Source organism: Streptomyces sp. NRRL B-24484 (genome assembly GCF_000717715.1).
Lineage (GTDB): Bacteria > Actinomycetota > Actinomycetes > Streptomycetales > Streptomycetaceae > Kitasatospora.
Genome location: NZ_JOAI01000011.1, coordinates 44,813 through 68,297 on the forward strand (window position 1 = coordinate 44,813; position 23,485 = coordinate 68,297).

Below are 23,485 nucleotides of genomic sequence, written 5' to 3' on the forward strand. Positions count from 1 at the left end.
GGCGCGTGGGGGCACCTCCCGGCCGAAGGCCGGGAGAGCTTCGCAATTCGGATGCGGGCCGCCGTGCGGACCGGGGGTGAGCCGGATTCGTCAGGAGCACCGCTCCCGAATTGCGCAGTTCCCCGACTACCTCAACGTCTACCTCCGCCTCACCGCACCGCCCGGCACCCGCATCGTCCCCGAACTCACCTCCGCCGACAGCAGCTTCCCCGCCGACCCGCCGCCCGGCGACCCCACGGACCCCGCCGACGGTGCCGCCGCGCCGCCCCTCCCGCTGCCGACCACCACCCGAGGCCAGTGATGCCGACCACCGCCACCCGGCTGAAGAACCTCGCCTTCCTGGCCGTCTCCGTCCTCGGCCGGATCGCCGTCCAGCACGCCGACCTCGGCCACTACGTCGGCCTCCGCGACCACTACACCGTCACCGTCCGGCTCGACCGCACCGGCGGACTCTTCGAACACGCCGAAGTCACCTACCGCGGCGTGCCCGTGGGACGCGTCGGTGCCCTGCGCCTCACCGCCGACGGCGTCGAGGCCGACCTGCGGATCGACGACTCCGCCCCCCGCATCCCGGCCCGGCTGACCGCCGTCGTCGCCGACCTGTCCGCCGTCGGCGAGCAGTACCTCGACCTGCGCCCCACCACCGACACCGGCCCCTGGCTCAGCGACGGCTCGGTCGTCGCCCGGGCCGACACCAGCACCCCCGCGCCCGTCACCGACGTGCTCGGCCGCGTCGACGGCCTGGTCTCCTCCGTACCGCTCCAGTCGCTGCGCACCGTGGTCGACGAACTCGGCGCCGCCCTCGACGGCCAGGGCGGCAACCTGCAGGCCCTGTTGGACAGCGGCAGCCGCTTCGTCAGCGCCGCCCGCACGGCGCTCCCCGCCACCGAGCGGCTGGTCGTCGACGCGCAGACCGTCCTCGGCACCCAGGCCGACGAGACCGCCGCCATCCGCGACTTCGCCACCGGCGCCGACCGGCTCGCCCGGCAGCTCCGGGACTCCGACGCCGACCTGCGGACCGTCCTCGCCACCGCCCCGCAGACCGCCGTCCAGGTCACCCGGCTCACCGACGACCTCGACCCCGGCCTCAGCGTCGTCCTCGCCAACCTGCTCACCACCGCCGAACTGGGCGTCACCCGGCAGCACGGCATCGAGGAACTCCTCGTCCGGCTCCCGGCGGTGGCCGCCGCCGGCTCCACCGCCGTCGACGCCGACGGAGCCCACCTCGGCGTCGCCGTCACCTTCTTCTCCCCGCTGCCGTGCACCGACGGCTACCGCGCAACCCCCCGCCGCAACGGCCTCGACACCGGCCCCGCACCGCAGTTCAACACCGCGGCCCACTGCGCCGCCCCGGCTGGCTCCGGCACCGCCGTCCGCACCGACGGCATCACCGAGCCGCTGACCGGCCACGAGGTCCCGCCAAGTCCCCCCTGCTCCAGCCCCGCGAGAGGACGACCGACCGTGTCGACCACCCGTCACCTGATCAACCGCCGACGCAGGCTCGCCACCGCCCGGCCGGCCACCGCCCGGCCCGCCCCCGTACCGGCCGGGCCGCAGCGCGGCGGCACCACCGCCACCCTGCCCGAGCCGGCCGGGCCCGCGACCGCCCCCGAACGGCGGGCGCGCCGCCTGCGGGGGATCCGCCCGTGGGCGGTGCTGCTGGCGGCGGCCGCGGTCTGTGCCGGTCTGGCCGGTGCCGCCGGGCTCCGTGCCGCCGACCTGCGTGCCGACGGCCGGGCGCACAACACCGCGCTCACCGACGCCGCCCGCACCAGCGAGGTCCGCGGCGCCGTCACCGACGCGGTCAACCGGCTGTTCTCGTACAGCTTCGCCGACCCGGCCCGCACCGACGCGGCGGCGAAGACCCTGCTCACCGGCAAGGCGGTCGAGCAGTACGGCACGCTGCTCGGCCAGGTCCGGGCACAGGCGGCCCGGCGCAAGCTGGTGCTCACCACCACCGTCACCGACAGCGGCGTGGAACGGCTGGACGGCGACCGGGCCCGGCTGCTGCTCCACGCAGACCAGAGCAACACCTCCACCGCCGAGGGGAGTCCGACCGGGGCGAGCTACGCGGCGGCGATGTTCGCGGTGGAGGCCGTCCGGCGGGACGGCCGCTGGCAGATCGAGTCCATCGACACCTTCGGCCGGTGACTCCGGGGCCGCGGGCCGTCGGCCAGGTGGGCCGCGTGCACGGTCGGCGGCACCCTCCGGGCTGTGCTGCGGAGCGGACTGGCCTTTACTGGAAGGGAAGGCACCCGAGCCGTGGGGCGGCGGGAACCGTCACCGCCGCCGGCGGTTCACCGGTTCGCCGGACGGACCCGGCAGGAGGTCGTGCAATGAACCCGCCTTCACGGGACCAGACCTTACCCCGTCTCGTCGTCGACAGCCCGGACCGGATCCGCGGCCAGGTGCACGTGCTCGACCTGGAACCGCTGCTGGTCGGCCGGGACACCGCCTGCCGGCTCCAGCTGATCCATCCGAAGATCAGCCGACGCCACGCGCTGGTGTCGTGGGCCGACGGGCACACCACCGTGGAGGACCTCGCGTCCACCAGCGGCACCCGGGTGAACGGTCACCTGGTCCGGGGGCAGCAGGAACTGCACAGCGGTGACGTCCTCGACTTCGGCCCGCTGGAAGTGCACTACGAGGAACCGGGCGTGGAGGCCGCCACTGCGGTCGCCGGGCCGCCCCCGGACGGCACGCCCGCACCCCAGCCCGACGACCCCCCGGCGGCCGCACCTCCTCGGGTCACATCTCCTCCGGCGGGATCCCCGCCGGGGTCGCCCGCGCCGGAGACGCCGTACCCCGGGACGGAGCCGCGCTTCGACGTGGCCGAGCAGTGGGCGACGGGGAACCTCAGCAACGTCGGCGGGAACCAGTACAACTACCTGATGCAGGACGACCGCATCCTGGCCGCCCGGCGCAAGGCCTACTTCCGCAGGCTCCGGGCGACCCGGAGGACGGCCCGGCGTGCGGCCCTGGTGGGGCTGCTGCTCGCCGTCCTCGGCTTCGCCTTCCGGTCGTGGCTGAACTCGGAGCAGAACGTGCTCGACCCGAGGGCCGGGGGCGTGGCGATCGACGGGATCAGCCTCGCGGTCGGGATCGTCGGCACGGTGCTGTTCGTCCTCGGCGCCGCCGTGGTGGCCGCGACCGTGTTCCGGCAGCGTCGCTACGAGCGGGAGGAGGACCGCCGGCTGAACCCGGACCGGCCGTCGCCGAGATGAGGCGGGGCGGGTCCACGGCGAAGGGACCGTGATGGTCTTCAACATCGGCAACCAGCAGGGCGGCGTCGTCAACAACGTCGCCGGTGATCAGACCGTCCACGGCGGGCAGTCCGGCCACCTCACGGCGGACGGGCAGGACGTGCGCGCCCTGGTCGGCGAGCTCCGCGCGGCCGTCGACCGGGCGCAGCTGCCACCGGCGGTCGCGCCCGAGGTCCGGTCCGAACTGGACTCCCTGGACGCGGAGGTGGCCCGGCCGGAGCCGGACCGTGCGGCGGTGGCGGGGCGGCTGACCCGGACGACCCGCGTGCTCGCCTCGGCCGGCGCCTTCGTCGGTGCCGGCGCCGCCCTGATCAGACCGATCTCGGCACTGGCCGGCTGGCTCGGCCCGCTGGGGCTGCCGGCCCTGCACGCCCTCGGCGCCTGAACCGCCCCCGCACTGCTCCCGCACCGCCCCCACGCACCACCCCCACCCACGGCCCCCACGCACCGCTCCCGCGGAGCGGTCCGGCGGCGGACCCGCGACACGTCAGCGTGCGGGCCCACCCGTGCCGGCCTCCGCGCCGGGCACGCCGGCGGCCTCGCGTGCGGCCCGTTCCACGCGGTCGTGGTGGTCCTGCCACCAGGACTCGTCGCCCTCCGGCAGGTTGCCGTCGGCCGCCCGCAGGCCGCGGCCGCCGTCGACGAGTTCGCGGACGATGTCGGCGTGCCCGGCGTGGCGGTCGGTCTCGGCGATCGCGTGGACGAGGATGCGGTGCAGGGTCACCTCGGCGCGCTGCCCCCAGCCGACCCGGCCGACCGCGTCGAGGGGCAGGGTGCGGACGGTCTCGTCCGAGTGCGCCCACACCCGCCGGTACAGCCCGACGATCTCCTCGCGGGTCTCCTCCGCGGTCGCCCACAGGTCGGCGTTGGGCTCGGCCCGCCCGGCGATCCACAGCGGCGCCGCCTCGAAGGGCCGCCCGAAGGTCTCGCCGAAGTACACCGCCTCCGCGGCGGTCACGTGCTTCACCAGCCCGAGCAGATTGGTGCCGGACGGTGTCAACGGGCGCCGGACGTCGTACTCCGACAGCCCGTCGAGCTTCCAGAGCAGGGCGTCGCGCGCGTCCTGCAGGTACAGGTGCAGATCGGCCTTGGCATCGAATGCGGTCATGGCGACCAGTCTGCGCACCGCCTCCGCCGCCGCGTCCACGGAATTTCCGGAGACCGGGCCGCCCGCGGCAGTGCCGTGAGCCGCACATCATTTTACTGGTGTAATACCTGTTACCCTTAATGGGTGGGTTCTGCAACCGTTACTCCCGGACTCCGCCTCCGCAGCCTCCCGGTGCGCGAGGCGCTGCGCCTCGGCCGCCCGTCCGACCGGTGGTTCAAGCCGGCGCTGAGCGTCGCCGCTGCCTCCGTCCTGCCCAACCTCGTCCTCTGCGCCCTCGGCCGCCTCGACCTCGCCGCCTACACCATGGCCGGCTCACTGTGCGCGCTCTACGGCCACGACCTGCCGTACGCGCGCCGCGCCGCCACCCTCGCCCGGGTGGTGCTCGGCATGCTCGCCGGCGTCGCCGTCGCCCTGACGGCCGCCTCGCTCACCGACTCCCCGCTCGTGCTGGTCGCCGTCGGTGCCGCGCTCGCCGCCGTGCAGAAGGCGCTGGCCGACGCCGCCGAGATCGGGCCGCCCGGCCACGTGATCTTCACCTTCGTCGCCGCCGGCGCGCTGTTCGCCCCGCAGCAGCCGGGGCAGATCCCCGGCCACCTCGCCCTCGCGCTCGCCGCCGGCGCCTTCGCCTGGCTGGTGGCCATGGCACCCGCCCTGCGCCGCACCGACGGGCCCGAACGCCGCGCCACCGCCCGGGCCCTGACCGCCGTCGCGGCCCACGCGGACGCCCCCGGCGCACGGACCCGGCACACCGCCGACGCCGCCCTCCGGGCCGCCCGCCACAGCCTCCACCTCACCGGCACCACCACCCCCGACCGCCGGGCACTGGCCGGCCTGCTCCACCGGGCCGAAGCCGCCCTCGCCGGCCACGGCCCCACCGGCGAACAACTGCACACCTGGGCGGCCGCGGTACGCGCCCACGGCCCCGTCCCCGGCAGTCCCACCGCCCTCGACCTGCCCGAGGCGGACACCCACGACACCGCGCCGGCACCGCCCCGACCCTCGCTGCTGCGCAGCCTGGCGCCCGGAGCGGCGCACGCCCCGGCCGCCCTGCGCACACTGCTCGGCTGCGCCCTCGCCGGGTACGCCACCCTGTGGCTCGGCGTCGACCGGCCGTACTGGGCGATCGTCACCGCCGCGTCCATCACCCAGGCCAACATCGCGCTGACCTGGAACCGCACCCTGCAGCGCACCCTCGGCAACCTGCTCGGCGTCGCGGTCTTCGCCGCGGCCGTCCCGCTGATCCGCACCGGGCCGATCGCCCTGGTGCTCTGCCTGCTCGTCCTCAACTTCGCCGCGGAGGCACTCGTCACCCGCAACTACTGGCTCGGCACCGTCGCGGTCACCCCGATGGCACTGCTGCTGGTCGAGTTCACCGGCGACCACCCGGCCGGACGGCTCATCGGCGACCGTGTCCTCGACACCCTGATCGGCGCCGCCGTGGGCTTCGCCGCCGCACTCGCCGTCACCAACCACCGCACCGCCGACCGCGTCCGGCACGCCCTCCACGCCGCCGGCCGCGCCCGCGCCGACGCCGAACGCGCCCTCGCCGACCCGGCCGCCGGACCCGCCGCCGTGCACGCCGCCTCCCGACGGCTCGCCCACAGCCTCGCCGACCTGCGCGAGGCCCGGGACACCGCGGCCGGCGAATGGCGCCGTCGCACCCTGCCCGAACGGGCACTGCGCGCCGCCGAGGAGGACGGACACCGTACGCTCGCGGGGACGGCCCAGCGGCGGGGCGGCCTCCACCCCGCCCCGGAGAGCGGAGCGGCGTGAACCAGGACAGCGGTGCGAACGACGTGGTCGCGGCGGTCCGGCGGCAGTGGCGGGCCGTCCACCCCGACCTCGACACCGAGCCGATGGAACTCGTCGGCCGGATCAACCGCTGCGCCGCCCTGCTGCAGCAGGCCGAGGACGCCCCGCTGCGCTCCGCCGGCCTCACCCGCGGCGAGTTCGACCTGCTCGGCGCCGTCCGCCGCACCGGCCGCGACCTCACCGCCGGCGAACTCGCCCGGGAGACCTTCGCCTCCGGTGCCGCCGTCACCAAGCGCCTGCGCGCCCTGCAGGACCGCGGCCTGGTCGAGCGCCGCACCGACACCCGCGACCGGCGGATCGGCCACGTCCGGCTCACCGACGAGGGCCGCGAGCTCGTCGACCGCCTGATGCCCCAGCAACTCGCCCACGAGCGCGCCGTCCTCGCCGGTCTGGACGAGCCGACCCGCCGTCTCCTCGGCGCGGGCCTCGCCGAACTCCTCCTCCAACTGGAGGGCCGCCTCGGCACCCCGCGGGGCTGATCCGGCTCCCCGGGGTGTGTCAGGTCCCCTCCCGGGCGGAAGGCCGGTGCCACCCACCCCGCCCCCGGGACGACCTCGGCGAGCGGGGCGCCGACGCCGCACGGGGTACGCCGTCCGGCTCGGCCGGTTCCGGTTCGGCTTCGTGTGACCGGCGCCGCCCGGCGGCCGACGGGCGCCCTCCACAGCGCGGCCGCCACACCCCCTGGGACGTCGGGGACGGGACGGTCAGCCCGACTCCCACCTGATCTCGCCGTCCTGGAGCCGGTCGGTGGGCGTGAGCCCCGCCGCGGCGGCGACGGCCGCGGAGGCCCGGTGTTCGGGGTGGACGTGGGCGACGAACCGGTCCACCCCGGCGGCGGCGAGTGCGGAGACCAGGCCCTGCGCCGCCTCGGTCGCGATGCCGCGGCGCTGCCATCCGGTGCCGACCACCCAGGCGATCTCCGCGGTGAGCCGGCCGTCGCCGTCGGCGGTCACCGTCGCCTGGACCGTCCCGGTCAGCCGGCCGGCCACGTCCAGCCGGACCACCCAGTTCGCCCAGACCTCGCCGGGATCGGGCGAGCCGGCGACCAGCCGCTCGTACCGGCTGCGGAGTTCGTCGGGGCCGAGCGGCCGGCCGCCGATGAAGGCGTGCAGCGCAGGATCGCCGAGGACGTCCGCCATCTCCTCGGCGTGGGCGGCCCGCAGTGGCAGCAGCGTCAGCCGGGGCGTCCGGACGGTCCCGGGAACGGTGAACACCGCACTACCTCCTGATCGTCCGTCAGAGATCGCCCGCGACCAGCGCGTGCAGGTGCTGGTCGTGCCGGCCGTCGGCGTGGCGGAGCGCACTGCGCATGGTGCCCTCGAAGGTGTAACCGGCCTTCTCGGCGACGCGGCAGGAGGCCGGATTGGCGGTCGAGTGGCACAGGGTCAGCCGGTGCAGGCCGAGTTCGTCCAGTGCCCAGCGCCCGGCCCGGCGCACCGCATCGACGACCAGGCCGCCGCCGCGGGCGTGCGGCAGCACCCAGTAGACGATCTCGGCGCTGCCCGCCGCCAGGTCGACGTCCTTCCAGCCGAGCAGTCCGAGGACCTCGCCGCCGGGGCGGGCCATCGCCCAGATCGCGGCCTCCTCGGCCCGCCAGCGCTCGTGCATGCGGGCGATCCGGCGCCGGGCGTCCTGAGCCGTGGGCACCGTGAGCAGGTTCCACTGCCGGATCGCGGCGTCCCGGCCGGCGGCGACCAGCGCATCGGCGTCCTCGGGGCGCCACGGCCGCAGTTCGAGCCCGACGGAGACGTCCAGCACCGGCTGGACCCCGGCGGCCATCCGGCCGGCGGGCACGGTGTCGGGCACGGGCGGGTCGGTGATCACCGACGCATCCTGCCACACCCGTTGCGGCACCGCGGCCGGCTCAGGCCGGCTCCAGGTCCGCGGGCGCGGCCTCCCACTCGATCCCGCCGCCGAGCGGGCGGACGAAGATCCGGCGGCGCAGCAGACGCCCGGTCTCGGTGTCCCGTTCGACCAACTGGCCGGAGATGGTGCCGCAGCGGCCGTCCCGCCGGTCGCGGACCGCCCGGCCGAGATGAGGGTGGGGCGGACTGCTCACCGAGACACCCATCGCCACGCGCACACCTCCGTCCGCCGCCGGCGCGACGCTGCGCCGAGGTCCGCGGCCGATCCTCCCCGCCACCCCGCGGGGCGGCGCCGGCCTTCACGCGATGTCCGCAAGCCCTGCCGATCATCCGCCCGCACCCGTGCATGACGGTGTGTCACCACGTCGGCCGTACCGGGAAGGTGTGCCCGCGTGCCATGCTGGGGCTTTCGTCCGGCGGACGGCACGGACACGGGGCGGGGGAGTCGGGCATGGTGCGGGAACCGCAGGGGAGACCGGCCGACGTGACGGCCGGCCTGGCCGGCCGGCCCTGGTTCGCTGCGAACGAAGTGCTCGCGTTCCTGCTGGAGTTGGCGGCCCTGGTGCTGCTCGGCCGGTGGGGCTTCGCGGAGGGCGGCGGCGCCGTCGGCCGGGTGCTGCTCGGCCTCGGGCTGCCCACGGCGGCCGCCGTCCTGTGGGGTCTGTTCGCCGCGCCCAAGGCCCGCCACCCGCTGCTCTTGCCAGGGGTGCTGGTGGTGAAGGCGCTGGTCCTCGGCGGCAGCGCAGCCGCCCTGTACGGCCTCGGCCACCCCGCCGCGGCCGGTGTCCTGGCCGCCGTGATCGTGCTGAACACCGCTCTCGCCGAGACCTTCCGCCGCCGCCCCGCCCCGGCCTCCGACGCCGACTCCACGGCCCGCTGATCACGGGGATGTGATCCGCCGGACGGCCGCCGCGCACGCCCGGGGTGACCGCACGGGTCCCCCCGCGCCGCGCCGATGCCGCGCCTCCTGGGGCTGGCCCCACCCCGCATCCGGGGGAGTACGGGGTGCCATGGAGTCGCCGCACGGGGCAGCCTGAGGGGGCGGCAGGTGTACGACCTTTCCGTGCCGCCAGGTACTGGACCGTTCCGAACCGACGGGAGCCCTCGCCATGACCCTGAGTACTTCGCCCGCCCGCCCGTCCGCCGCGCCGGCGGCCACCACGGCCCGCCGGCCCCTGCTGCGGGCCGCCGCGCTCGTCGTGCTGACCGCCACCGCCGGCGCGGCCGCCCTCGGTCCGGCCGCCGCGGCCGACGCACCCGGCCCACCGGCCCGCGCACGACTGGTGCTGCCCGCGCCGAGCGGCCCGTACCCGGTCGGCACCGTGTCGCTGCACCTGGTCGACCCGGCCAGGACGGATCCGTGGACCGGGTCCGGCCCGCGCGAGGTGATGGCGACCGTCCGCTACCCGGCCCGGGACACCGGGCCGTACCCGACCGCCCCGCAGCTGCCCGCCGCGGCCGCCGCCGTCTTCGAGACGATGTACCGCAACGGCGTCGGCCTGCCGATGGACCGGGTGGCCTGGGCGCGGACCCGCACCCACGCGCACGAGGGCGCCCCCGTGGAGCTCCGCGGCGGGCGGCGTCCGGTGGTGCTGTACTCGCCCGGCGGCGGCGACCCCGCCGCCTTCGGCACCACCCTGGTCGACGACCTCGCCTCGCGCGGGTACGTCGTGGTGACGGTCGACCACACCTACGAGGCGCCGGCCGTCGAGTTCCCCGGCGGACGGGTGGCGGCGAGCCGGATGGACGCCGAGATCGCCGCCGTCCAGGACCCGGACCCGGCGAAGGCGGAGGCGAAGCTCACCGCGCTGCTGCGCAAGCTCGTCGACGTCCGGGTCGCCGACACCCGCCTCGTGCTGGACGGGGTCGGCGAACTCGCCGCCGGCCGCAACCCCGACGCCGAGCACCGGCCGCTGCCGCAGGGCCTCGGCGCGGTGCTCGACCCGGGCCGCACCGGCATGTTCGGCCAGTCGGCCGGCGGCTTCACCGCCCTGCAGGCGATGCACGACGACCCCCGGATCCGGGCCGGCGAGAACCTGGACGGCGTCCTCGGCTACGTCGGGGACGACCACGACCCGGCGAACCCCTCCACCGTCGCCACCGACGGACTCGACCGGCCCTTCCTGCTGATGGGCAGCGAGGGCGACGACCACCGCAGCAACCCGTCCTGGGGTGCGCTCTGGCAGCACAGCACCGGCTGGCACCGCGACCTCACCCTGACCGGCGCGGCGCACGGCAGCTACACCGACCTGGAGGCGATGGTGCCGCAGCTCGCCCGGCAGCTGGACCTGCCGCCCGGCACCGCCGCCGACCTGATCGGCACGGTCGACCCCGAACGGGCCGTCGCCGCCGCGCGGGCCTGCACCGCCGCCTTCTTCGACCGGACCCTGCGCCACCGGGACGGCGGGCTGCTCGACCGGCCCACCGAGCGCTTCCCCGAGCTGCGCCGGGTGGACTGATCCGCGCCCGGAGAAAATGCCCGCCGCCCGCTTCCTCGGGATGCTAGCTTGAAACCTAGAGATCCTAGGGAGGGTGGCCGGGCCATGGCACGTGCGGGAATCACCGCGGCGAAGCTCACCGAGGCGGCCGCGGAGATGGCCGACGAGGTCGGACTCGACCGCGTCACCGTCTCCGCGCTCGCCCGGCACTTCGGCGTCAAGGACGCCAGCCTCTACTCCCACGTCACGAACCTGCGGGAGCTGCGCGTCCGGATCGCGATGCTCGGCGGCGCGGAGATGACCGAACGCATCGCCGCCGCCGTGGCCGGCCGGGCCGGCAGGGACGCCCTGGTCGCCTTCGCCGACGCCTACCGGCAGTTCGCCCTCGCCCACCCGGGCCGCTACGCCGCCACCCAACTGCAGTTCACCCCCGAGGAGATCACCGACTCGGCCGTCGTCCGCCGCAGCGCCGAGCTCACCTACGGCATGCTCCGCGCCTACGGCCTCGCCGAGCCCGACCTCACCGACGCCGCCCGGCTGCTGCGCGCCGCCTTCCACGGCTACGTCCACCTCGAACTCGGCGGCGGCTTCGGCCACCCCCGCACCGTCCAGGAATCCTGGGACCGCTCGCTCGACGCCCTCCACGTCCTGCTCGAGAACTGGCCCGCCCGACCCGACCGGAGCCCCCGATGACCACCGCCACCACCGTCCGCACGGGCACCCTCGCCGTCCCCGGCGCCACCCTCCACCACGAGGTCCGCGGCAGCGGCCCGTTCCTGCTGCTCGTCCCCGGCGGCGCCGGCGACGCCGGGATGTACGCGGGCATGCACGCCGCCCTCACCGCCCGCTACACCGTCGTCTCCTACGACCCGCGCGGCCTCTCCCGCAGCCCCCTCGACGGACCGCTCACCGACCAGCGGGTGGACGTCTGGAGCGACGACGCCCGCCGCCTCATCGAACACCTCTCGCCCGACGGCACGGCCGACGTGCTCGGCTGCAGCTCGGGCGCGATCGTCGCCGTCGACCTGCTCGCCCGGCACCCCGACCGGGTGCGCCGCGTCGTCGCCCACGAGCCGCCCCTGCTGGAACTCCTCGACGACCCGGCCCCGCACAGGGCGTTCTTCGCCGACGTCCGCGACACCCACCGGACGGAGGGCATCGCCGCCGCCATGGCCCGCTTCAGCGAGGGCCTCGGGGGCGCACGGCCCGCGGACGACCCCGGGCGGACGGCGGAGGCCGTCGCCGAGGAGGCCACCGAACTGCCGCCGGAGATCCAGGAGATGGCGCCGCGCATGCACGCCAACCTGCCCGTCTTCCTCGACCGGATGCTCCACCCCTTCGCCACCACCCCGCCCGACCTGGCCGCGCTGCGCCCGGTCGCCGACCGGCTCGTGCCCGCCGCGGGACGCGACTCGCGCCACCAACTCCCGCTGTACGGGCCCGCCTCCCGCCTCGCCGCCCTCCTCCACCGCGAGCTCGCCGAGTTCCCCGGCGGCCACCTCGGCGCCGTCGAACAGCCCACCGCCTTCGCCCGCCGACTCCTCGCCCTCCTCGCCCCGGCGGACTGAACCCGGCGCCCGTGCCGGCCCGGCGGGCCGAACTCAACGCCCGCGCCGGGCCGACCGGACCGGCGGACCCGGGACCGGCCCCGCCGGTGCCGGGTCCCGATCCCGGACCGGGAGCTCCCGCCCCAGCCGGGCTAGCGGCGACAGCACCATCACCACCGGCGACAGCAGCATGCCCGCGGCCGCCAGCAGGAGACCGCCGCGCAGCCCGCACTCCTCCGCGAGGACACCGCCGAGCAGCGAACCGAGCGGGGCCGACCCCATGCCGACGAAGGTGATCATCGCGGCCGCGCGGCCCTGCATCCCGTCCGGAGTGACGGACTGCCGGACGGCCATGACCGTGACCGACACCAACTGGCCCCCGCACCCGAACACGAAGCCGGCCGCGAGGAGCACCGGCACGGTCACCGCGGCGGAGCCGTGCAGCGCGGGCACGCACAGGAACGCGCCGTCGCCGAGGACCGCCGCGCACAGGAGCACCCTGCCGTGGCCGAACCGGCGCGGCAGCCGGGAGGCCAGCAGCGAGCCCAGCAGCGCGCCCGGCCCGGCGGCCGCGAGCGCACAGCCGACGGCCAGTCCCGGCAGGTGCAACACCCTTGGCAGGAACAGCAGGTAGACGGTCATCGTGGCCGCGAAGGAGAACTGGAAGGCGGCCGAGGCCAGGCACACCGCCCGCAGCACGGCGTCACGGGCGACGAAACGCACGCCCTCGACGATCCGCCGCCGGACCCGCGGCGGGCCCGCGGCGCGCTCCGGGACGGACTCGGCGCGGCGGATCCGCCGGATCGACAGGAACGACAGCGTGAAGAACAGTGCGCCGAAGGCGGCGGCGAACGACGCCGACAGCAGCGACACCAGCGCACCACCGAGCGCCGGGCCGCCGATCTGCGCCGCGGACCGGCTGCCCTCCAGCGCGCTGTTGCCCTGCACCAGCCGGTCGCGTGCCACCAGCCGTACCAGGGACGCCTGGTACGCCACGTCGAAGAACACGGACAGCGCCCCGACGGCGAAGGCGAGCACCAGCAGCGCGGGCAGCCCGAGCCGGCCGACCGGGCCCGCCACGGCCACGGCGCCCATGGCCACGGCCCGACCGGCGTCCGCGAGCACCATCGTCGTACGGGTCCGCCACCCGTCCACCCACGCGCCCGCGAAGAGCGAGAGCAGCAGCGCCGGCGCCTGTCCCACGGCGCGCAGCACGCCCACCTCGCCGGCTCCCGCGTCGAGCATCAGCACGGCCACCAGCGGCAGCACCACCAGGCCCGTGTGCTCGCCGAGTTGGGAGACGGTCTGGCCGATCCACAGCCTGCGGAAGTCGGCGTCCCGCCACAGGCCCGACGGAACCCGCCGACCGGCGTCGGACATGGAGGAGAACACGAACGGCACGGAGATCCCCCGGCTTGCCGACGACAGGGCCAGGCACCGGACGCACACCAGCACGCCGACGGCTCGGGCAGGGAAGGAATCGCTGCGCCGCACCATCGAGGGCGGCACGCGACGACGGGCCGCGCACGGCCCCCGACGTCAACGTGAGCCGGGCACACCGGGCATGTCCCACCGCCACGCGGACGACGCGTCGTGTCCGAACCCTAGCCGCCGCCGGGCCGCCACGGAAGGCGGCCGCACAGCACCCGCCCCCACATCCGCGCGCCCGATCCCTGGTGGACGGACGGGACGCCCCTCCCCGTGCCTGGAGACCTTCCCGGTCTTCCGGACCGACCCGAGGAGGGGGAGTTCGACCACCGGCTCCTCCGGCCGGGCACCGGAGAGGTGCTGGTGGCCGGCGCCGAGCCGACGGTGGAGCCGTCCGGGGACGGGCCGCACTGCGACGGGCAGCGCACCGGGACCGTCCCGCAGTAGCGTTGCTCCGCATGACGCACACCGAGACCGAGATCACCGCCGAGCTGGTCGGGCACCTGATCCGTGATCAGCACCCCGACCTCGCCGACCGACCGGTCAGGCTCGGTGCGCGCGGCTGGGACAACCAGCTCTGGCGGCTCGGCGAGGACCTCGCCGTCCGACTGCCGTGGGCGACCGAGTCCGCCGACGAGCTGCTCCGCAAGGAGTACGCCTGGCTGCCCGCGCTCGCCCCGCACCTGCCGCTCCCGACACCCGTCCCGCAGCGCCTCGGTGCGCCGTCCGAGCGGTTCCCGCGGCCCTGGCTCGTCACCACCTGGGTGCCCGGGACACCGGCGGACCGTGCGCCCGTCACGCGCGGTGCGGAGGCGGCGGACGCACTGGCCGCCTTCCTGACCGCCCTCCACCGGCCGGCGCCCGCGGACGCCCCGGCCGGCCGCGACCGGGGCGGGCCGCTCACCGACCGCCTCGGCCACTTCGAGGGCGGCCTCGCCGAGACCGTCCGGCTCGGACTGGTCGACGACCCGGACGCCGTCCGGGCGGTCTGGGCGGACGCCGTCGCCGCACCCGCGTGGACGGGCCCCGCCCGGTGGATCCACGGCGACCTGCACGCGGCCAACGTCCTCACCGACGACGGCACCCTCTGCGGCGTCATCGACTTCGGCGACCTCTGCGCGGGCGACCCGGCCTGTGACCTCGCCGCCGCCTGGACCCTGCTGCCCGACGGCACCCTCGACCGCTTCCACCGCGCCTACCGGCCCGCCGCGGACCCGGCGACCCGGCGCCGCGCCCGCGGCTGGGCGCTGCTGCGTGCCTTCGGCGGCCTCCTCATCGGCGAGGCCGGCCTCCGGGGCGGCCCCGGAGGCAAGCCCACCTGGGGCCCGCCCGCGCACGCCGCCCTGCGCCGCCTCCTCGCAACGGCCCGTCCGTGATCCCGCCGACGGCACGCTCCGCCACCCCGATGGCCGGACGGTGGAACACTCACGGGATCGACCTCGCCGCCGACACCGTCACCAAGACCTTCCCGCCCGGTGACGGCCACCGGCACGTCCGGGAGTGGCGGGCGCTCGAACTCCTCGCCGTCCACGCACCCGGACTCGCCCCCACCCCGCTGCACGTGGACTCCGGGCCGGGCGGCCCACGCATCGTGATGTCCCGACTCCCCGGCCGACCGCTGCGCGGTACGGTGCTCGACGCCCGCCGGACAGCGGCCCTCGCCGAGGCCGTGGCCGAGCTCCACCACTGCGTCCCCGCCGAGCAGTTGGCGCAGGTACCGGTGCGCCCCGGACGCCCGGCCGAACTCCTGACCCGCATCCGCACCTGGCAGGCGGCCGGGCTGCCGGCGCACGCGTCCCCCGCCGTGGCGGCGGCCCTGCGCGCCGGCTCGGCCTGGCTCGACACCTCGGACCTGAGCGACACCCCGGACCCGCTGGGCACCCCGGACCCGCTGGACACCCCGGACCCGGAGGGGGAGCAGCAGCCCGACCGGCCGCCCGCGGTGTTCGGCCCCGGTGACGGCAACCTCGCGAACTACCTCTGGGACGGCACCCGGGTACGGGCCGTCGACTTCGAGGAGTCCGGACGCAGCGACCGCGCCCACGAACTCGCCGAGATCACCGAGCACGTCTCGGCCTGGCTGGACGGCGGCCTGGACGTGCCCGTCTTCCTCAGCCACTTCGACCTGGCACCGGCCGAGGCCGCCCGACTGGCCGACTGCCGCCGACTGCTCGCCCTGGTGTGGCTCCTGATGCTGGCCATGGACGACCCGGACCACCCCCGCAACCCGCCCGGCACCGCGGAACGCCAGTCCCACCGCCTCCGCACCCTCCTCGACCGGCCCTGACGACGGCTGCTCCCACGGCGACTACGCGGGTGGTGCGCCCTGCAGGAGCCGAAAGGAGGCCCAGTCGTCGTCGCCGAGCACGCGCGCGCCGAGGGCTTCCGCGAGCACTTCGGCGGCCTCCGTGCTCCGGTCACCGAAGTAGCCCCTGATGTCGACCAGTCCGTGCCGCCAGGAGAAGACCGCCGTCTCCCCGGGCACCGAGTAGGTCTTCTGGAAGCCGATGTCCTTCCACCTCCAGGGGCCCGCGCTCCTCGATCAGCGGGCACCGGGCGGCCACCTCCTCCCACTCCCCGACATCGATCTGGTCCTCGTGGCTCAGGGTCCGGTCCTGTGCGCGGCTGATGTGGAAGTCGTGGCCCATGTCGTCCCTCGCGGTCGGGCCGCGGAACCGTCGAGCGGCGGTGCGACCCAGTGTGGCGCGGGCGGTCCGCCGCACGGCGGCCGGCTCGACAGCCCTGCCGGTCGGCTCAGGCGGGGGACAGCTCGTCCAGGGCCAGCGCGGCGGCGCCGACGAGTCCGGCGTCTGTGCCGAGACGGGCGGGCAGCACCGTCAGCCCGGCGGCGAAGGGGAGGGCGGCGTAGGTGTGCAGGTGGCGGCGGAGCGGGTCGAAGAGGACGTCCCCGGCCCTGGCGACGCCGCCGCCGATCACCGCCGCCTCGATCTCCACCAGGGTGGCGGTCGCGGCGATGCCCGCGGCCAGCGCCCGCGCGGCGCGGTCGAACGCCGCGAGCGCGACCGGATCGCCCAGCCGCGCGGACTCCGCGACGGCGGACGCGGAGGCGTCGGACCCGGCCGGACGCCAGCCGTCCCGGGCGGCCCGGGCGGCGATGGCGGTGCCGCTGGCCAGGATTTCGAGGCAGCCGCGGGAGCCGCACGGGCAGGGGTCGCCGTCCAGGTCGACGGAGATGTGGCCGAGGTGGCCGGCGTTGCCGGTCCGGCCGTGGTGGACGCTGCCGCCCAGGACCAGGCCCGCGCCGACGCCGGTGGAGACGACCAGGCAGAGCGCGTCGGTGTACGGGCGGGCGGCGCCGTAGCGGTGTTCGGCCGCCGTCATCGCCACCGCGTCGCCGCCGAGCACCACGGGCAGCCCGCGGACGGCCGGGTGCGCACCCACCTCGGCGACGATCGGGAACCCGCGCCAGGCGGCGATGTTGACCGGGCTGACGGTGCCCGCGGAGGTGTCCACGGGCCCCGCACTGCCGATGCCGAGGGACCGTGCCGCACCCCAGAGCGGGTGGGCGGAGAGCTCGTCGAGGACGCGGTGGACGGCGCCGAGGACGGTGCCCGCGTCCTCGCGCGCCGGCGTGGGCCGCTGGACCTGGTGCAGCAGCCGGCCGGAGGGGTCGACGAGGCCTCCGGCGATCTTCGTCCCGCCGATGTCGAGGGCGGCGACGAGGTCAGTGCCGAGGGCGGGGACGTCGGTCCCGGGTGCGGCCCGGTCGGCCGTCCTGGTGCTGCTCATGGGGTGCTCCGGGGCAGGTGCGACGGTACGAGGGTCGATTCTGGCCGACCTTGACAACGTTGTCCAGCGCCGAGGTGCGGGTCGTCCCGCCCGGGGACCGTACGGGTCCGTATGCTGCGTGGTCATGAGCAGCCGACCTGCCACCAGGCCCACCATGAAGGACGTCGCGGCCGCGGCGGGCGTCGGACTGAAGACCGTCTCCCGGGTGGTCAACGACGAGTCCGGGGTCAGCCCCGCGATGGCCGCCCGGGTGCAGGCCGTGATCGACGAACTCGGCTTCCGGCGCAACGACAGCGCCCGGCTGCTGCGCACCGGCACCACCGCCAGCGTCGGCCTGGTGCTGGAGGACATCGGCGACCCGTTCTCCTCGGCGCTCTCCCGTGCGGTGGAGGCCGTCGCCCGCGAGCACGGCTGCCTGCTGTTCACCGGCTCCAGCGCCGAGGACGCCGACCGCGAACGGGAGTTGGCACTGGCGCTGTGCGCCCGCCGGGTCGACGGGCTGGTCGTGGTCCCCGCCGGCGGCGACCACGGCTACCTGCTGCCGGAGGCCGCCTCCGGCCTGGCGGTGGTCTTCCTCGACCGCCCGGGCATCGGGATCGAGGCCGACGCCGTGCTCAGCGACAACACCGGCGGCGCCCGCGCGGGCACCGCCCACCTGATCGCGCACGGGCACCGCCGGATCGGGTTCGTCGGCGACCTGCCGCACATCCACACCAGCGCGGAGCGGCTGCGCGGCTACCGGGAGGCGATGCGGGCGGCCGGGCTGCCGGTCGACGAGCGCTGGATCGCGACCGGCCCGACCGACCCCGCGACGGTCGGCCGGGCGGTCCGCCGTCTGCTCGCCTGCGAGCCGGAGGGGAGCGGTGGTCCGGGCCCGTCCGGGGCCGAGCCGGTCACCGCCCTGTTCACCGCCAACAACCGGGTCACCCTCGCCGCCCTGCAGGCGCTGGCCGGGCTCCCCGTCCGTCCGGCCGTGGTCGGCTTCGACGACCTGGAGCTCGCCGCACTGCTCAGCCCCGGGCTGACCGTCGTCGCGCAGGACCCGGAGGCCCTCGGCCGGACGGCGGCCCGGCTCCTCTTCGACCGGCTCGGGCACGACACCTCCCCACCGCGGCGCATCGAACTGCCCACCCGGCTGATCGTCCGCGGCTCGGGCGAGGTCCCGCCCGCCTGACCGGGGGACCACTGGCCGAAGGACCACGACCCCGACCGGACCGGCCGGGTATCCGCGGAGAATCCGGTGGCCCGCGGGCGGCCCGGGCTGCTTGGATGCGGGCCATGAGCACCGATCTGCCCACCGGTTACGAACTGTCCACCGACCCCGAGCGCCTGGACCGGGCGCTGGTCCACCGATGGCTGTCGGAGGACGCCTACTGGGCGCGCGGCCGAGCCCGGGAGAAGCAGGAGCGGGCGATCGACGGCTCGCTCAACTTCGGTGTGTACGAGAGTGCTTCGGGTGCCCAGGTGGGCTACGCCCGGGTGGTGACGGACGGCGCCACCTTCGGCTGGCTCTGCGACGTCTACGTCGCCCCGGACGCGCGCGGCCGGGGCCTCGGCACCGCCCTGACCGCCGCCGTCCGCGACCACTTGGCCCCGTTCGGGCTGCGCCGCATCATGCTGGCCACCGCCGACGCCCACGAGGTGTACGCCAAGGTGGGTTTCGTGCCCCTGGAGAACCCCGGCAAGTGGATGGCCCTCGGCACGCAGTGAGCCCGTCGGCCCACCGCCAGAGGTCCGGGAGCTCAGCAGCTCAGCAGCCGTCGGCGTCCTCGGCGGCCAGCCGGTCCAGTTCGCCGGCGATGGCGGCGCGGAGCGGGTCGTGCCGCGGGCCGAGGGCGCTGTCCGCACCCGTCCAGCTCTCCTCGGGGTGGAGCCAGACCGGCATCCGGACGAGGTCGGCCGGCTCCCACTCGTACCGCGGCCAGACGTGGGCGTGCAGGTAGCCGTCGGTGTTGCCGAGGATCTCCAGGTTCACCCGGCGGAAGGCGGGGTCGAGGCGGCGGCAGGCCAGTTCGACGGCCTCGCCGAGCCGCTCCATGTCGGAGAGGAAGGCGATCCGCCGCCCGCGCGGCAGCTCCGACAGCCGCTGCACGCCCGGCTCGTCCGTCAGGAGCAGCGAGTACCCCGGCAGGAACTGCACGTCCCCGATCACCGCGAAGCCCGCCCCGAGGCGCCGCAGCACCGAGGGGTTCTCGCCGCGCAGGGCGCTGCCGATCCGGTCCGAACGCCAGTCCCCAGTCATCCCCCGACCCTACCCCGCCGTGATCACCGGGCGGCCGCCGGGACCGCTCAGGCCTGACGGGTCGGCAGCACCACCAGGTGGCGGAGGTTCACGTGCCGCGGACGGCTGACGGTGAATCCGATCACGTCGGCGATCTCCTCGGCGGAGAGCGGGCCGATCGCGTCGAACATGGCGCCGAGCTGACCGTCAGGGCCCAGCGACGGGTTGTCGATGTGCGTCCCCAGCTCGGTGTCGGTGAGCCCCGGCTCCACCGTCGAGACCCGGACGTCGCGCGGGCCGAACTCGCTGCGCAGCGAGGTCGCCAGGTGGGTGAGCGCCGCCTTGGTGGCGCTGTAGACCGCGTAGTTGGGGAAGGACACGTGGGAGGCGATCGAGGAGACGGCCACCAGGTCCGCGGTGCGGCCCTCGGCGGCGGCCGCCACCAGGTCGCCGGTGAAGGCCCGGACCACCCGCAGCACACCGGTGACGTTGGTGTCGATCATCCGGGTCCACTCGTCGATCCGGCCGTCGTCCACCGGGTTGGGCAGCATCACGCCGGCCGCGGCGACCAGCAGGTCGACCCGGCCGAGCTCGGCCGCGACCAGCCCGGCGGCCCCGTCCACCGACCGCTGGTCGGTGACGTCGGCCGGCACGGCGAGCGCCCGGCCCCCGGCGGCCCCGATCTCCGCGGCCAGCTCCTTCAGCCGGTCCTCGCGGCGGGACAGCAGCGCCACCGCGGCACCGTTCGCGGCGAGCAGCTTCGCGGTGGCGGCGCCCATGCCGCTCGCGGCACCGGTGACGACGCCGACACGGCCGGAGAGGGAGGGGTAGGGGTAGGGGTAGGACACGGTGGGCTCCTGGGAGGGGATCAGCGGCGGTCGTCCCGCCGTCGTTTCGTTGATGTCCCCGAGCCTGCCGGGCCCGGACGCGGCCACCCAGGGCCGTGGTTTTCCTGGGTCTGCCAGGACCACCCCCGGCGCGGCCGGACGGTCCGTAGGGTCGGAGCATGAAGAACGGTGATCGCGACCAGCTCGGCGGCTTCCTCCGCGCCCGCCGTGCCATGATCCGGCCGGAGTCGCTGGGACTCCCCGAGTACGGGCGGCGGCGGCGCGTGCCCGGGCTGCGCCGCGAGGAGGTGGCGCAGCTGGCCGGGGTCAGCGTGGACTACTACGTGCGGCTGGAGCAGGGCCGCGGCGGCGGAACCTCGCCCGAGGTGCTGGACGCGGTGGCCCGGGTGCTCCGACTGGACGCCACCGAGCGGGCCCACCTCCACCGGCTGGCCCGGCCGCCCCGCCAGGACTCCGCCGCCCCGGCCCCGGCGGAAATCCGTGCGGGGGTGCGGCTGGTGCTCGACATGCTGGCCGGCCCGGCCTTCGTGCTCGGCCGGTGCATGGACGTGCTGGCCTGGAACGCCCCGGCGGACGCCCTGCTCGGCCTGTCGGCCGTCCCCGAGGCGGAGCGCAACATGGCCCGGCACGCCTTCCTCGACCCCCGTGCCCGCACCTTCTACCCGGCCTGGGCGGAGGTCGCCGCCGAGACCGTCGCCTACCTGCGGCTGGACGCGGCCCGCCACCCCGCGGACCGGCGGGCCGCCGCGTTCGTCGAGGAACTGTCCGAACGGAGCCCGGAGTTCCGCCGGCTCTGGGACGGGCACGCGGTGGCCGAGAAGACCCACGGACGCAAACTGCTGCGGCACCCGTCGGCCGGCCTGCTGGACCTCGGCTACGAGACGCTGGCGCTGCCCGGTGACCCGGCCCTGCTGCTGGTCGTCTACACCGCGGAGCCGGGCTCGCCGGAGGCCGAACGGCTCGCCGCGCTCAGCGCCGCCGCGCCGCTCGCGGCCGTCGCCCCGCTCTGACGGCGTGGCGGTCCGGGGCCGCCGCACAGCGCAGCGCGCCCCGCCGTGCTCGGGGGTTCACGGCGGGGCGCTCGACCTTCAGGATGGCCCCGTCCGCCGGTCACGGCCACCGAGCACGGCCGAACAGGCGTCGTCCGAGCAGCGCGTGCCGCGGAGTCCGGGTCGTACCCGCCGCGGAGCCGGGGCCGGACCGCCGCCACCGCTCGTCCCGCACCGGGCTCGGGCTACGCGCCCCGCTCGGGACCCGGCTCCGGCTTCGCGCCCGGTTCCGGAGGGAGGGTCGCCGTCCCCGGCGCCGAGCCGGGCCAGACCAGCAGCACCGGGCACGGAGCGTGGTCCACCACGAAGCGGGTGGCCGGTCCGAGGCTCCGCGGTCCGAGCCGGGTGCGGTCCCCGTCGCGGGCCAGCACCAGCAGGTCGGCGCCCTCCGCGGCGGCCACCACCTCCCGATCGGTCCGTCCGGCCCGCTCGACCGGCCGGCAGGCGCGCCCCAGACGCTCGGCCGCTGCCGCCAGCAGTCCGTGCCCCGCCGCGTCCGCCAGTTCCTCCATCGTGCTGCCCGGGTCGCTGCCCCAGCCGTCGGCACGGTTGCCGCGCGGATGCCGACGGCCCATCAGCCCGGCGAAGGCGCCGTGCGCCGCCCCGGGCACGTCGCGGTCGCTCACGTGCAGCAGCACGATCTCCGCGTCCGGCGGGGCGTGCAGCCGGGCCGCGTCGACGCAGGCACGCCACGTGCCCTCGGCCACCCACACCACGACCGCCACGGCCTCATCCTCCGACGACCTGCAGGGAGCCCCACAGTGCCACGACCGACAGGAGCAGGGAAGCAGGCACGGTGAGCAGCCCGAGCCGGGTGAACTCGCCGAGGCCGACCTCCCCGTCGTGGGCGTGCACGATCCGCCGCCAGAGCAGGGTCGCCAGGGAGCCCGCGTAGGTCAGGTTGGGCCCGATGTTGACGCCCAGCAGGACGGCCAGCACCGCCCCGGCCCCGGACGGCGCGGTGAGCGGCAGCAGCACCAGCACCGCCGGCAGGTTGTTGATCACGTTGGCCAGTACGGCCGCCAGCACGGCGGTCCCGAGCAGGGCGGCGAACCCCTGGCCCGAGGGCACCAGGTGCCCGAGCGCGTCGGCCAGGCCGTTGTCGACCACGGCCCGCACCACCAGGCCGAGCGACAGCACGAAGGCGAGGAACGGCACGCTGGTCGCCCGCACCACGGTGAGCACGGTGGTCCGCCGCCGGGACAGCGCATGCGCGGCGAGGACGAGCGCCCCGGCGCAGGCCACCCAGGCCGGGTCCACCCCGAGGGCCGAGGCGGGCACGAAGCCGACCAGGGTGCAGGCGACGGTGACCAGGGCGAACCGCGGCATCCGCGGCACCTCCCGGCCGGCCTCGGCCTCGGCGCCGGCATCGAGGTCGGCGGCGAAGAAGCGCCGCAGCACCACGTACTCGACACCGATCGCCACCAGCCAGGGCAGCAGCATCAACGCGCCGAAGCGGACGAAGCCGAGGCCGCTCGCGGCGAAGGCGAGGAGGTTGGTCAGGTTGGACACCGGCAGCAGCAGCGAGGCGGTGTTCGAGAGGTGGGTGCAGGCGTAGACGTGGGGTTTGGGCCGGGCACCGAGCCGGGCCGCGGTGGCGAACACCACCGGGGTCAGCAGGACGACGGTCGCGTCCAGGCTGAGCACCGCCGTGATCGCCGAGGCGACCGCGAACACCTGGACCAGCAGGCGGCGCGGCCGTCCGGCGGCCGTCCGCGCCATCCAGGCCCCGCAGGCCCGGAACAGCCCCTCGTCGGCACAGAGCCGGGCGAGCACCAGCACCGCCGCGAGGAACCCGATCACCGGGCCGAGGCGCGCCGCCTCCTCACGGGCGTAGTCCAGCGAGAGCGCGCCCGTGCCGACCGCGACGGCCGCGGCGGGCACCGCCACCACCGCCTCCGGCCAGCCGAACGGCCGGACCACCGCGCAGACCAGCACCACCACCAGCAGGCCGACCGACAACACCTCGGACGACGACATGTTCCGCTTCCGCTCCTCACCGACACCTCACCGCGCCCGGGACGACCGCCCGGTGCACCCGACGGTGCCCCGGGGCCGGACCGGGGCGGACCACCGACGACTCCGGCCCCGATCGAACCAGAGCCGCGCGGCGCTCCGCGCACCGGCTCGGGCGGAAGCGCGCAGGTGCGGGCCGG

Annotated in this window: 26 protein-coding genes; 15 read left to right on the forward strand and 11 right to left on the reverse strand. The window is 76.2% G+C overall.

What is annotated here, in order from left to right:
- The first annotated feature begins 76 nt into the window (after positions 1 to 76).
- The 4 genes from IE98_RS0112265 (at position 77) to IE98_RS0112280 (ending at position 3,648) form a co-directional block, all read left to right on the forward strand.
- Positions 77 to 301, forward strand: a complete 225-nt coding sequence (locus IE98_RS0112265) for a hypothetical protein (RefSeq protein WP_030268137.1) — start codon at positions 77 to 79, stop codon at positions 299 to 301.
- Positions 301 to 2,151 carry an MlaD family protein gene (locus tag IE98_RS52555; protein WP_052390441.1) on the forward strand — a complete coding sequence of 617 codons (1,851 nt, stop codon included), beginning with the start codon at positions 301 to 303 and terminating at the stop codon, positions 2,149 to 2,151. Before IE98_RS0112265 ends, IE98_RS52555 begins: the two co-directional genes overlap by 1 nt.
- 185 nt (positions 2,152 to 2,336) lie before the next feature.
- Entirely contained in the window at positions 2,337 to 3,224 is an 888-nt protein-coding gene (locus IE98_RS44505; RefSeq protein ID WP_052390442.1) for an FHA domain-containing protein, read from the forward strand.
- 31 nt (positions 3,225 to 3,255) lie between these two features.
- Positions 3,256 to 3,648, forward strand: coding sequence for a hypothetical protein (locus tag IE98_RS0112280; RefSeq protein ID WP_030268143.1), 393 nt, complete (start codon positions 3,256 to 3,258; stop codon positions 3,646 to 3,648).
- Positions 3,649 to 3,750: 102 nt separating this feature from the next.
- Here the strand turns inward: IE98_RS0112280 and IE98_RS0112285 are convergent, their stop codons facing one another.
- Positions 3,751 to 4,371: a DinB family protein gene (locus IE98_RS0112285; protein ID WP_030268145.1), complete on the reverse strand. Its 621-nt coding sequence runs from the start codon at positions 4,369 to 4,371 to the stop codon at positions 3,751 to 3,753.
- Between the two features lie 123 nt (positions 4,372 to 4,494).
- Between IE98_RS0112285 and IE98_RS0112290 the strand changes: the two genes are divergently transcribed.
- Positions 4,495 to 6,144 (forward strand): FUSC family protein, encoded by a 1,650-nt coding sequence (locus IE98_RS0112290; RefSeq protein WP_030268146.1) that lies wholly within the window; start codon positions 4,495 to 4,497, stop codon positions 6,142 to 6,144.
- The gene (locus tag IE98_RS0112295; protein ID WP_030268147.1) at positions 6,141 to 6,662 is read left to right on the forward strand and encodes a MarR family winged helix-turn-helix transcriptional regulator; all 522 of its coding nucleotides are present in this window, start codon (positions 6,141 to 6,143) and stop codon (positions 6,660 to 6,662) included. Before IE98_RS0112290 ends, IE98_RS0112295 begins: the two co-directional genes overlap by 4 nt.
- A gap of 225 nt (positions 6,663 to 6,887) precedes the next feature.
- Here the strand turns inward: IE98_RS0112295 and IE98_RS0112300 are convergent, their stop codons facing one another.
- The 3 genes from IE98_RS0112300 to IE98_RS0112310 all read right to left on the reverse strand — a co-directional run bounded on the left by IE98_RS0112300 (position 6,888) and on the right by IE98_RS0112310 (position 8,242).
- Positions 6,888 to 7,397, reverse strand: coding sequence for a GNAT family N-acetyltransferase (locus IE98_RS0112300; RefSeq protein WP_030268149.1), 510 nt, complete (start codon positions 7,395 to 7,397; stop codon positions 6,888 to 6,890).
- A 22-nt stretch (positions 7,398 to 7,419) separates the two neighbouring features.
- Complete coding sequence (locus IE98_RS0112305; protein WP_052390461.1) at positions 7,420 to 7,962, reverse strand: GNAT family N-acetyltransferase; 543 nt, start codon at positions 7,960 to 7,962, stop codon at positions 7,420 to 7,422.
- A gap of 85 nt (positions 7,963 to 8,047) precedes the next feature.
- Positions 8,048 to 8,242 (reverse strand): hypothetical protein, encoded by a 195-nt coding sequence (locus tag IE98_RS0112310; protein ID WP_159400894.1) that lies wholly within the window; start codon positions 8,240 to 8,242, stop codon positions 8,048 to 8,050.
- Between the two features lie 257 nt (positions 8,243 to 8,499).
- Here IE98_RS0112310 and IE98_RS0112315 point away from each other — a divergent pair, with 257 nt between their 5' ends.
- The 4 genes from IE98_RS0112315 (at position 8,500) to IE98_RS0112330 (ending at position 12,054) form a co-directional block, all read left to right on the forward strand.
- Positions 8,500 to 8,928: a YrdB family protein gene (locus tag IE98_RS0112315; RefSeq protein ID WP_199922898.1), complete on the forward strand. Its 429-nt coding sequence runs from the start codon at positions 8,500 to 8,502 to the stop codon at positions 8,926 to 8,928.
- 229 nt (positions 8,929 to 9,157) lie between these two features.
- A complete protein-coding gene (locus tag IE98_RS0112320; RefSeq protein ID WP_106976571.1) occupies positions 9,158 to 10,507 on the forward strand; it encodes an alpha/beta hydrolase family protein in 1,350 nt (449 codons plus the stop codon).
- A gap of 84 nt (positions 10,508 to 10,591) precedes the next feature.
- Positions 10,592 to 11,179, forward strand: coding sequence for a TetR/AcrR family transcriptional regulator (locus IE98_RS0112325; protein ID WP_030268158.1), 588 nt, complete (start codon positions 10,592 to 10,594; stop codon positions 11,177 to 11,179).
- Positions 11,176 to 12,054 carry an alpha/beta fold hydrolase gene (locus IE98_RS0112330; protein ID WP_030268160.1) on the forward strand — a complete coding sequence of 293 codons (879 nt, stop codon included), beginning with the start codon at positions 11,176 to 11,178 and terminating at the stop codon, positions 12,052 to 12,054. The genes IE98_RS0112325 and IE98_RS0112330 overlap by 4 nt, the downstream gene beginning before the upstream one ends.
- Positions 12,055 to 12,087: 33 nt before the next feature.
- Here the strand turns inward: IE98_RS0112330 and IE98_RS0112335 are convergent, their stop codons facing one another.
- Positions 12,088 to 13,413, reverse strand: a complete 1,326-nt coding sequence (locus IE98_RS0112335; RefSeq protein ID WP_052390463.1) for an MFS transporter — start codon at positions 13,411 to 13,413, stop codon at positions 12,088 to 12,090.
- 506 nt (positions 13,414 to 13,919) lie between these two features.
- Between IE98_RS0112335 and IE98_RS0112345 the strand changes: the two genes are divergently transcribed.
- Positions 13,920 to 14,837 (forward strand): aminoglycoside phosphotransferase family protein, encoded by a 918-nt coding sequence (locus IE98_RS0112345; RefSeq protein ID WP_030268163.1) that lies wholly within the window; start codon positions 13,920 to 13,922, stop codon positions 14,835 to 14,837.
- Positions 14,834 to 15,748, forward strand: a complete 915-nt coding sequence (locus IE98_RS45660) for a phosphotransferase family protein (RefSeq protein ID WP_234443518.1) — start codon at positions 14,834 to 14,836, stop codon at positions 15,746 to 15,748. Before IE98_RS0112345 ends, IE98_RS45660 begins: the two co-directional genes overlap by 4 nt.
- A gap of 21 nt (positions 15,749 to 15,769) precedes the next feature.
- Here the strand turns inward: IE98_RS45660 and IE98_RS49025 are convergent, their stop codons facing one another.
- Both IE98_RS49025 and IE98_RS0112360 read right to left on the reverse strand, forming a co-directional pair.
- On the reverse strand, positions 15,770 to 15,946 hold the full coding sequence (locus tag IE98_RS49025) for a hypothetical protein (protein ID WP_159400895.1): 177 nt from the start codon (positions 15,944 to 15,946) through the stop codon (positions 15,770 to 15,772).
- Positions 15,947 to 16,215: 269 nt separating this feature from the next.
- Positions 16,216 to 17,211 (reverse strand): ROK family protein, encoded by a 996-nt coding sequence (locus IE98_RS0112360; protein WP_052390443.1) that lies wholly within the window; start codon positions 17,209 to 17,211, stop codon positions 16,216 to 16,218.
- A 124-nt stretch (positions 17,212 to 17,335) separates the two neighbouring features.
- Between IE98_RS0112360 and IE98_RS0112365 the strand changes: the two genes are divergently transcribed.
- Positions 17,336 to 18,385, forward strand: a complete 1,050-nt coding sequence (locus tag IE98_RS0112365) for a LacI family DNA-binding transcriptional regulator (protein ID WP_030268169.1) — start codon at positions 17,336 to 17,338, stop codon at positions 18,383 to 18,385.
- A 104-nt stretch (positions 18,386 to 18,489) separates the two neighbouring features.
- On the forward strand, positions 18,490 to 18,921 hold the full coding sequence (locus tag IE98_RS0112370) for a GNAT family N-acetyltransferase (RefSeq protein ID WP_030268170.1): 432 nt from the start codon (positions 18,490 to 18,492) through the stop codon (positions 18,919 to 18,921).
- 40 nt (positions 18,922 to 18,961) lie between these two features.
- Here the strand turns inward: IE98_RS0112370 and IE98_RS0112375 are convergent, their stop codons facing one another.
- Both IE98_RS0112375 and IE98_RS0112380 read right to left on the reverse strand, forming a co-directional pair.
- The gene (locus tag IE98_RS0112375) at positions 18,962 to 19,453 is read right to left on the reverse strand and encodes an HIT family protein (protein WP_030268172.1); all 492 of its coding nucleotides are present in this window, start codon (positions 19,451 to 19,453) and stop codon (positions 18,962 to 18,964) included.
- Between the two features lie 47 nt (positions 19,454 to 19,500).
- Positions 19,501 to 20,280: an SDR family oxidoreductase gene (locus IE98_RS0112380; RefSeq protein ID WP_030268174.1), complete on the reverse strand. Its 780-nt coding sequence runs from the start codon at positions 20,278 to 20,280 to the stop codon at positions 19,501 to 19,503.
- Between the two features lie 158 nt (positions 20,281 to 20,438).
- On the opposite strand from IE98_RS0112380, the gene IE98_RS0112385 reads away from it, so the two are divergent.
- On the forward strand, positions 20,439 to 21,290 hold the full coding sequence (locus IE98_RS0112385) for a helix-turn-helix transcriptional regulator (RefSeq protein WP_030268176.1): 852 nt from the start codon (positions 20,439 to 20,441) through the stop codon (positions 21,288 to 21,290).
- A gap of 224 nt (positions 21,291 to 21,514) precedes the next feature.
- Here the strand turns inward: IE98_RS0112385 and IE98_RS0112390 are convergent, their stop codons facing one another.
- Both IE98_RS0112390 and IE98_RS0112395 read right to left on the reverse strand, forming a co-directional pair.
- On the reverse strand, positions 21,515 to 22,054 hold the full coding sequence (locus IE98_RS0112390; protein ID WP_030268177.1) for a universal stress protein: 540 nt from the start codon (positions 22,052 to 22,054) through the stop codon (positions 21,515 to 21,517).
- Between the two features lie 4 nt (positions 22,055 to 22,058).
- Positions 22,059 to 23,309, reverse strand: a complete 1,251-nt coding sequence (locus IE98_RS0112395; protein WP_030268179.1) for an arsenic transporter — start codon at positions 23,307 to 23,309, stop codon at positions 22,059 to 22,061.
- Between the last annotated feature and the right edge of the window lie 176 nt (positions 23,310 to 23,485).

Excerpts from the sequence above, each read along its gene's own strand:
- IE98_RS52555 (WP_052390441.1), top strand. The coding sequence starts at position 301 with ATGCCGACCACCGCCACCCGGCTGAAGAACCTCGCCTTCCTGGCCGTC.
- IE98_RS44505 (WP_052390442.1), top strand. The coding sequence starts at position 2,337 with ATGAACCCGCCTTCACGGGACCAGACCTTACCCCGTCTCGTCGTCGAC.
- IE98_RS0112280 (WP_030268143.1), top strand. The coding sequence starts at position 3,256 with ATGGTCTTCAACATCGGCAACCAGCAGGGCGGCGTCGTCAACAACGTC.
- IE98_RS0112285 (WP_030268145.1), bottom strand. The coding sequence starts at position 4,371 with ATGACCGCATTCGATGCCAAGGCCGATCTGCACCTGTACCTGCAGGAC.
- IE98_RS0112305 (WP_052390461.1), bottom strand. The coding sequence starts at position 7,962 with ATGGCCGCCGGGGTCCAGCCGGTGCTGGACGTCTCCGTCGGGCTCGAA.
- IE98_RS0112315 (WP_199922898.1), top strand. The coding sequence starts at position 8,500 with ATGGTGCGGGAACCGCAGGGGAGACCGGCCGACGTGACGGCCGGCCTG.
- IE98_RS0112320 (WP_106976571.1), top strand. The coding sequence starts at position 9,158 with ATGACCCTGAGTACTTCGCCCGCCCGCCCGTCCGCCGCGCCGGCGGCC.
- IE98_RS0112325 (WP_030268158.1), top strand. The coding sequence starts at position 10,592 with ATGGCACGTGCGGGAATCACCGCGGCGAAGCTCACCGAGGCGGCCGCG.
- IE98_RS0112330 (WP_030268160.1), top strand. The coding sequence starts at position 11,176 with ATGACCACCGCCACCACCGTCCGCACGGGCACCCTCGCCGTCCCCGGC.
- IE98_RS0112335 (WP_052390463.1), bottom strand. The coding sequence starts at position 13,413 with ATGTCCGACGCCGGTCGGCGGGTTCCGTCGGGCCTGTGGCGGGACGCC.
- IE98_RS0112345 (WP_030268163.1), top strand. The coding sequence starts at position 13,920 with ATGACGCACACCGAGACCGAGATCACCGCCGAGCTGGTCGGGCACCTG.
- IE98_RS0112360 (WP_052390443.1), bottom strand. The coding sequence starts at position 17,211 with ATGAGCAGCACCAGGACGGCCGACCGGGCCGCACCCGGGACCGACGTC.
- IE98_RS0112365 (WP_030268169.1), top strand. The coding sequence starts at position 17,336 with ATGAGCAGCCGACCTGCCACCAGGCCCACCATGAAGGACGTCGCGGCC.
- IE98_RS0112370 (WP_030268170.1), top strand. The coding sequence starts at position 18,490 with ATGAGCACCGATCTGCCCACCGGTTACGAACTGTCCACCGACCCCGAG.
- IE98_RS0112375 (WP_030268172.1), bottom strand. The coding sequence starts at position 19,453 with ATGACTGGGGACTGGCGTTCGGACCGGATCGGCAGCGCCCTGCGCGGC.
- IE98_RS0112385 (WP_030268176.1), top strand. The coding sequence starts at position 20,439 with ATGAAGAACGGTGATCGCGACCAGCTCGGCGGCTTCCTCCGCGCCCGC.
- IE98_RS0112395 (WP_030268179.1), bottom strand. The coding sequence starts at position 23,309 with ATGTCGTCGTCCGAGGTGTTGTCGGTCGGCCTGCTGGTGGTGGTGCTG.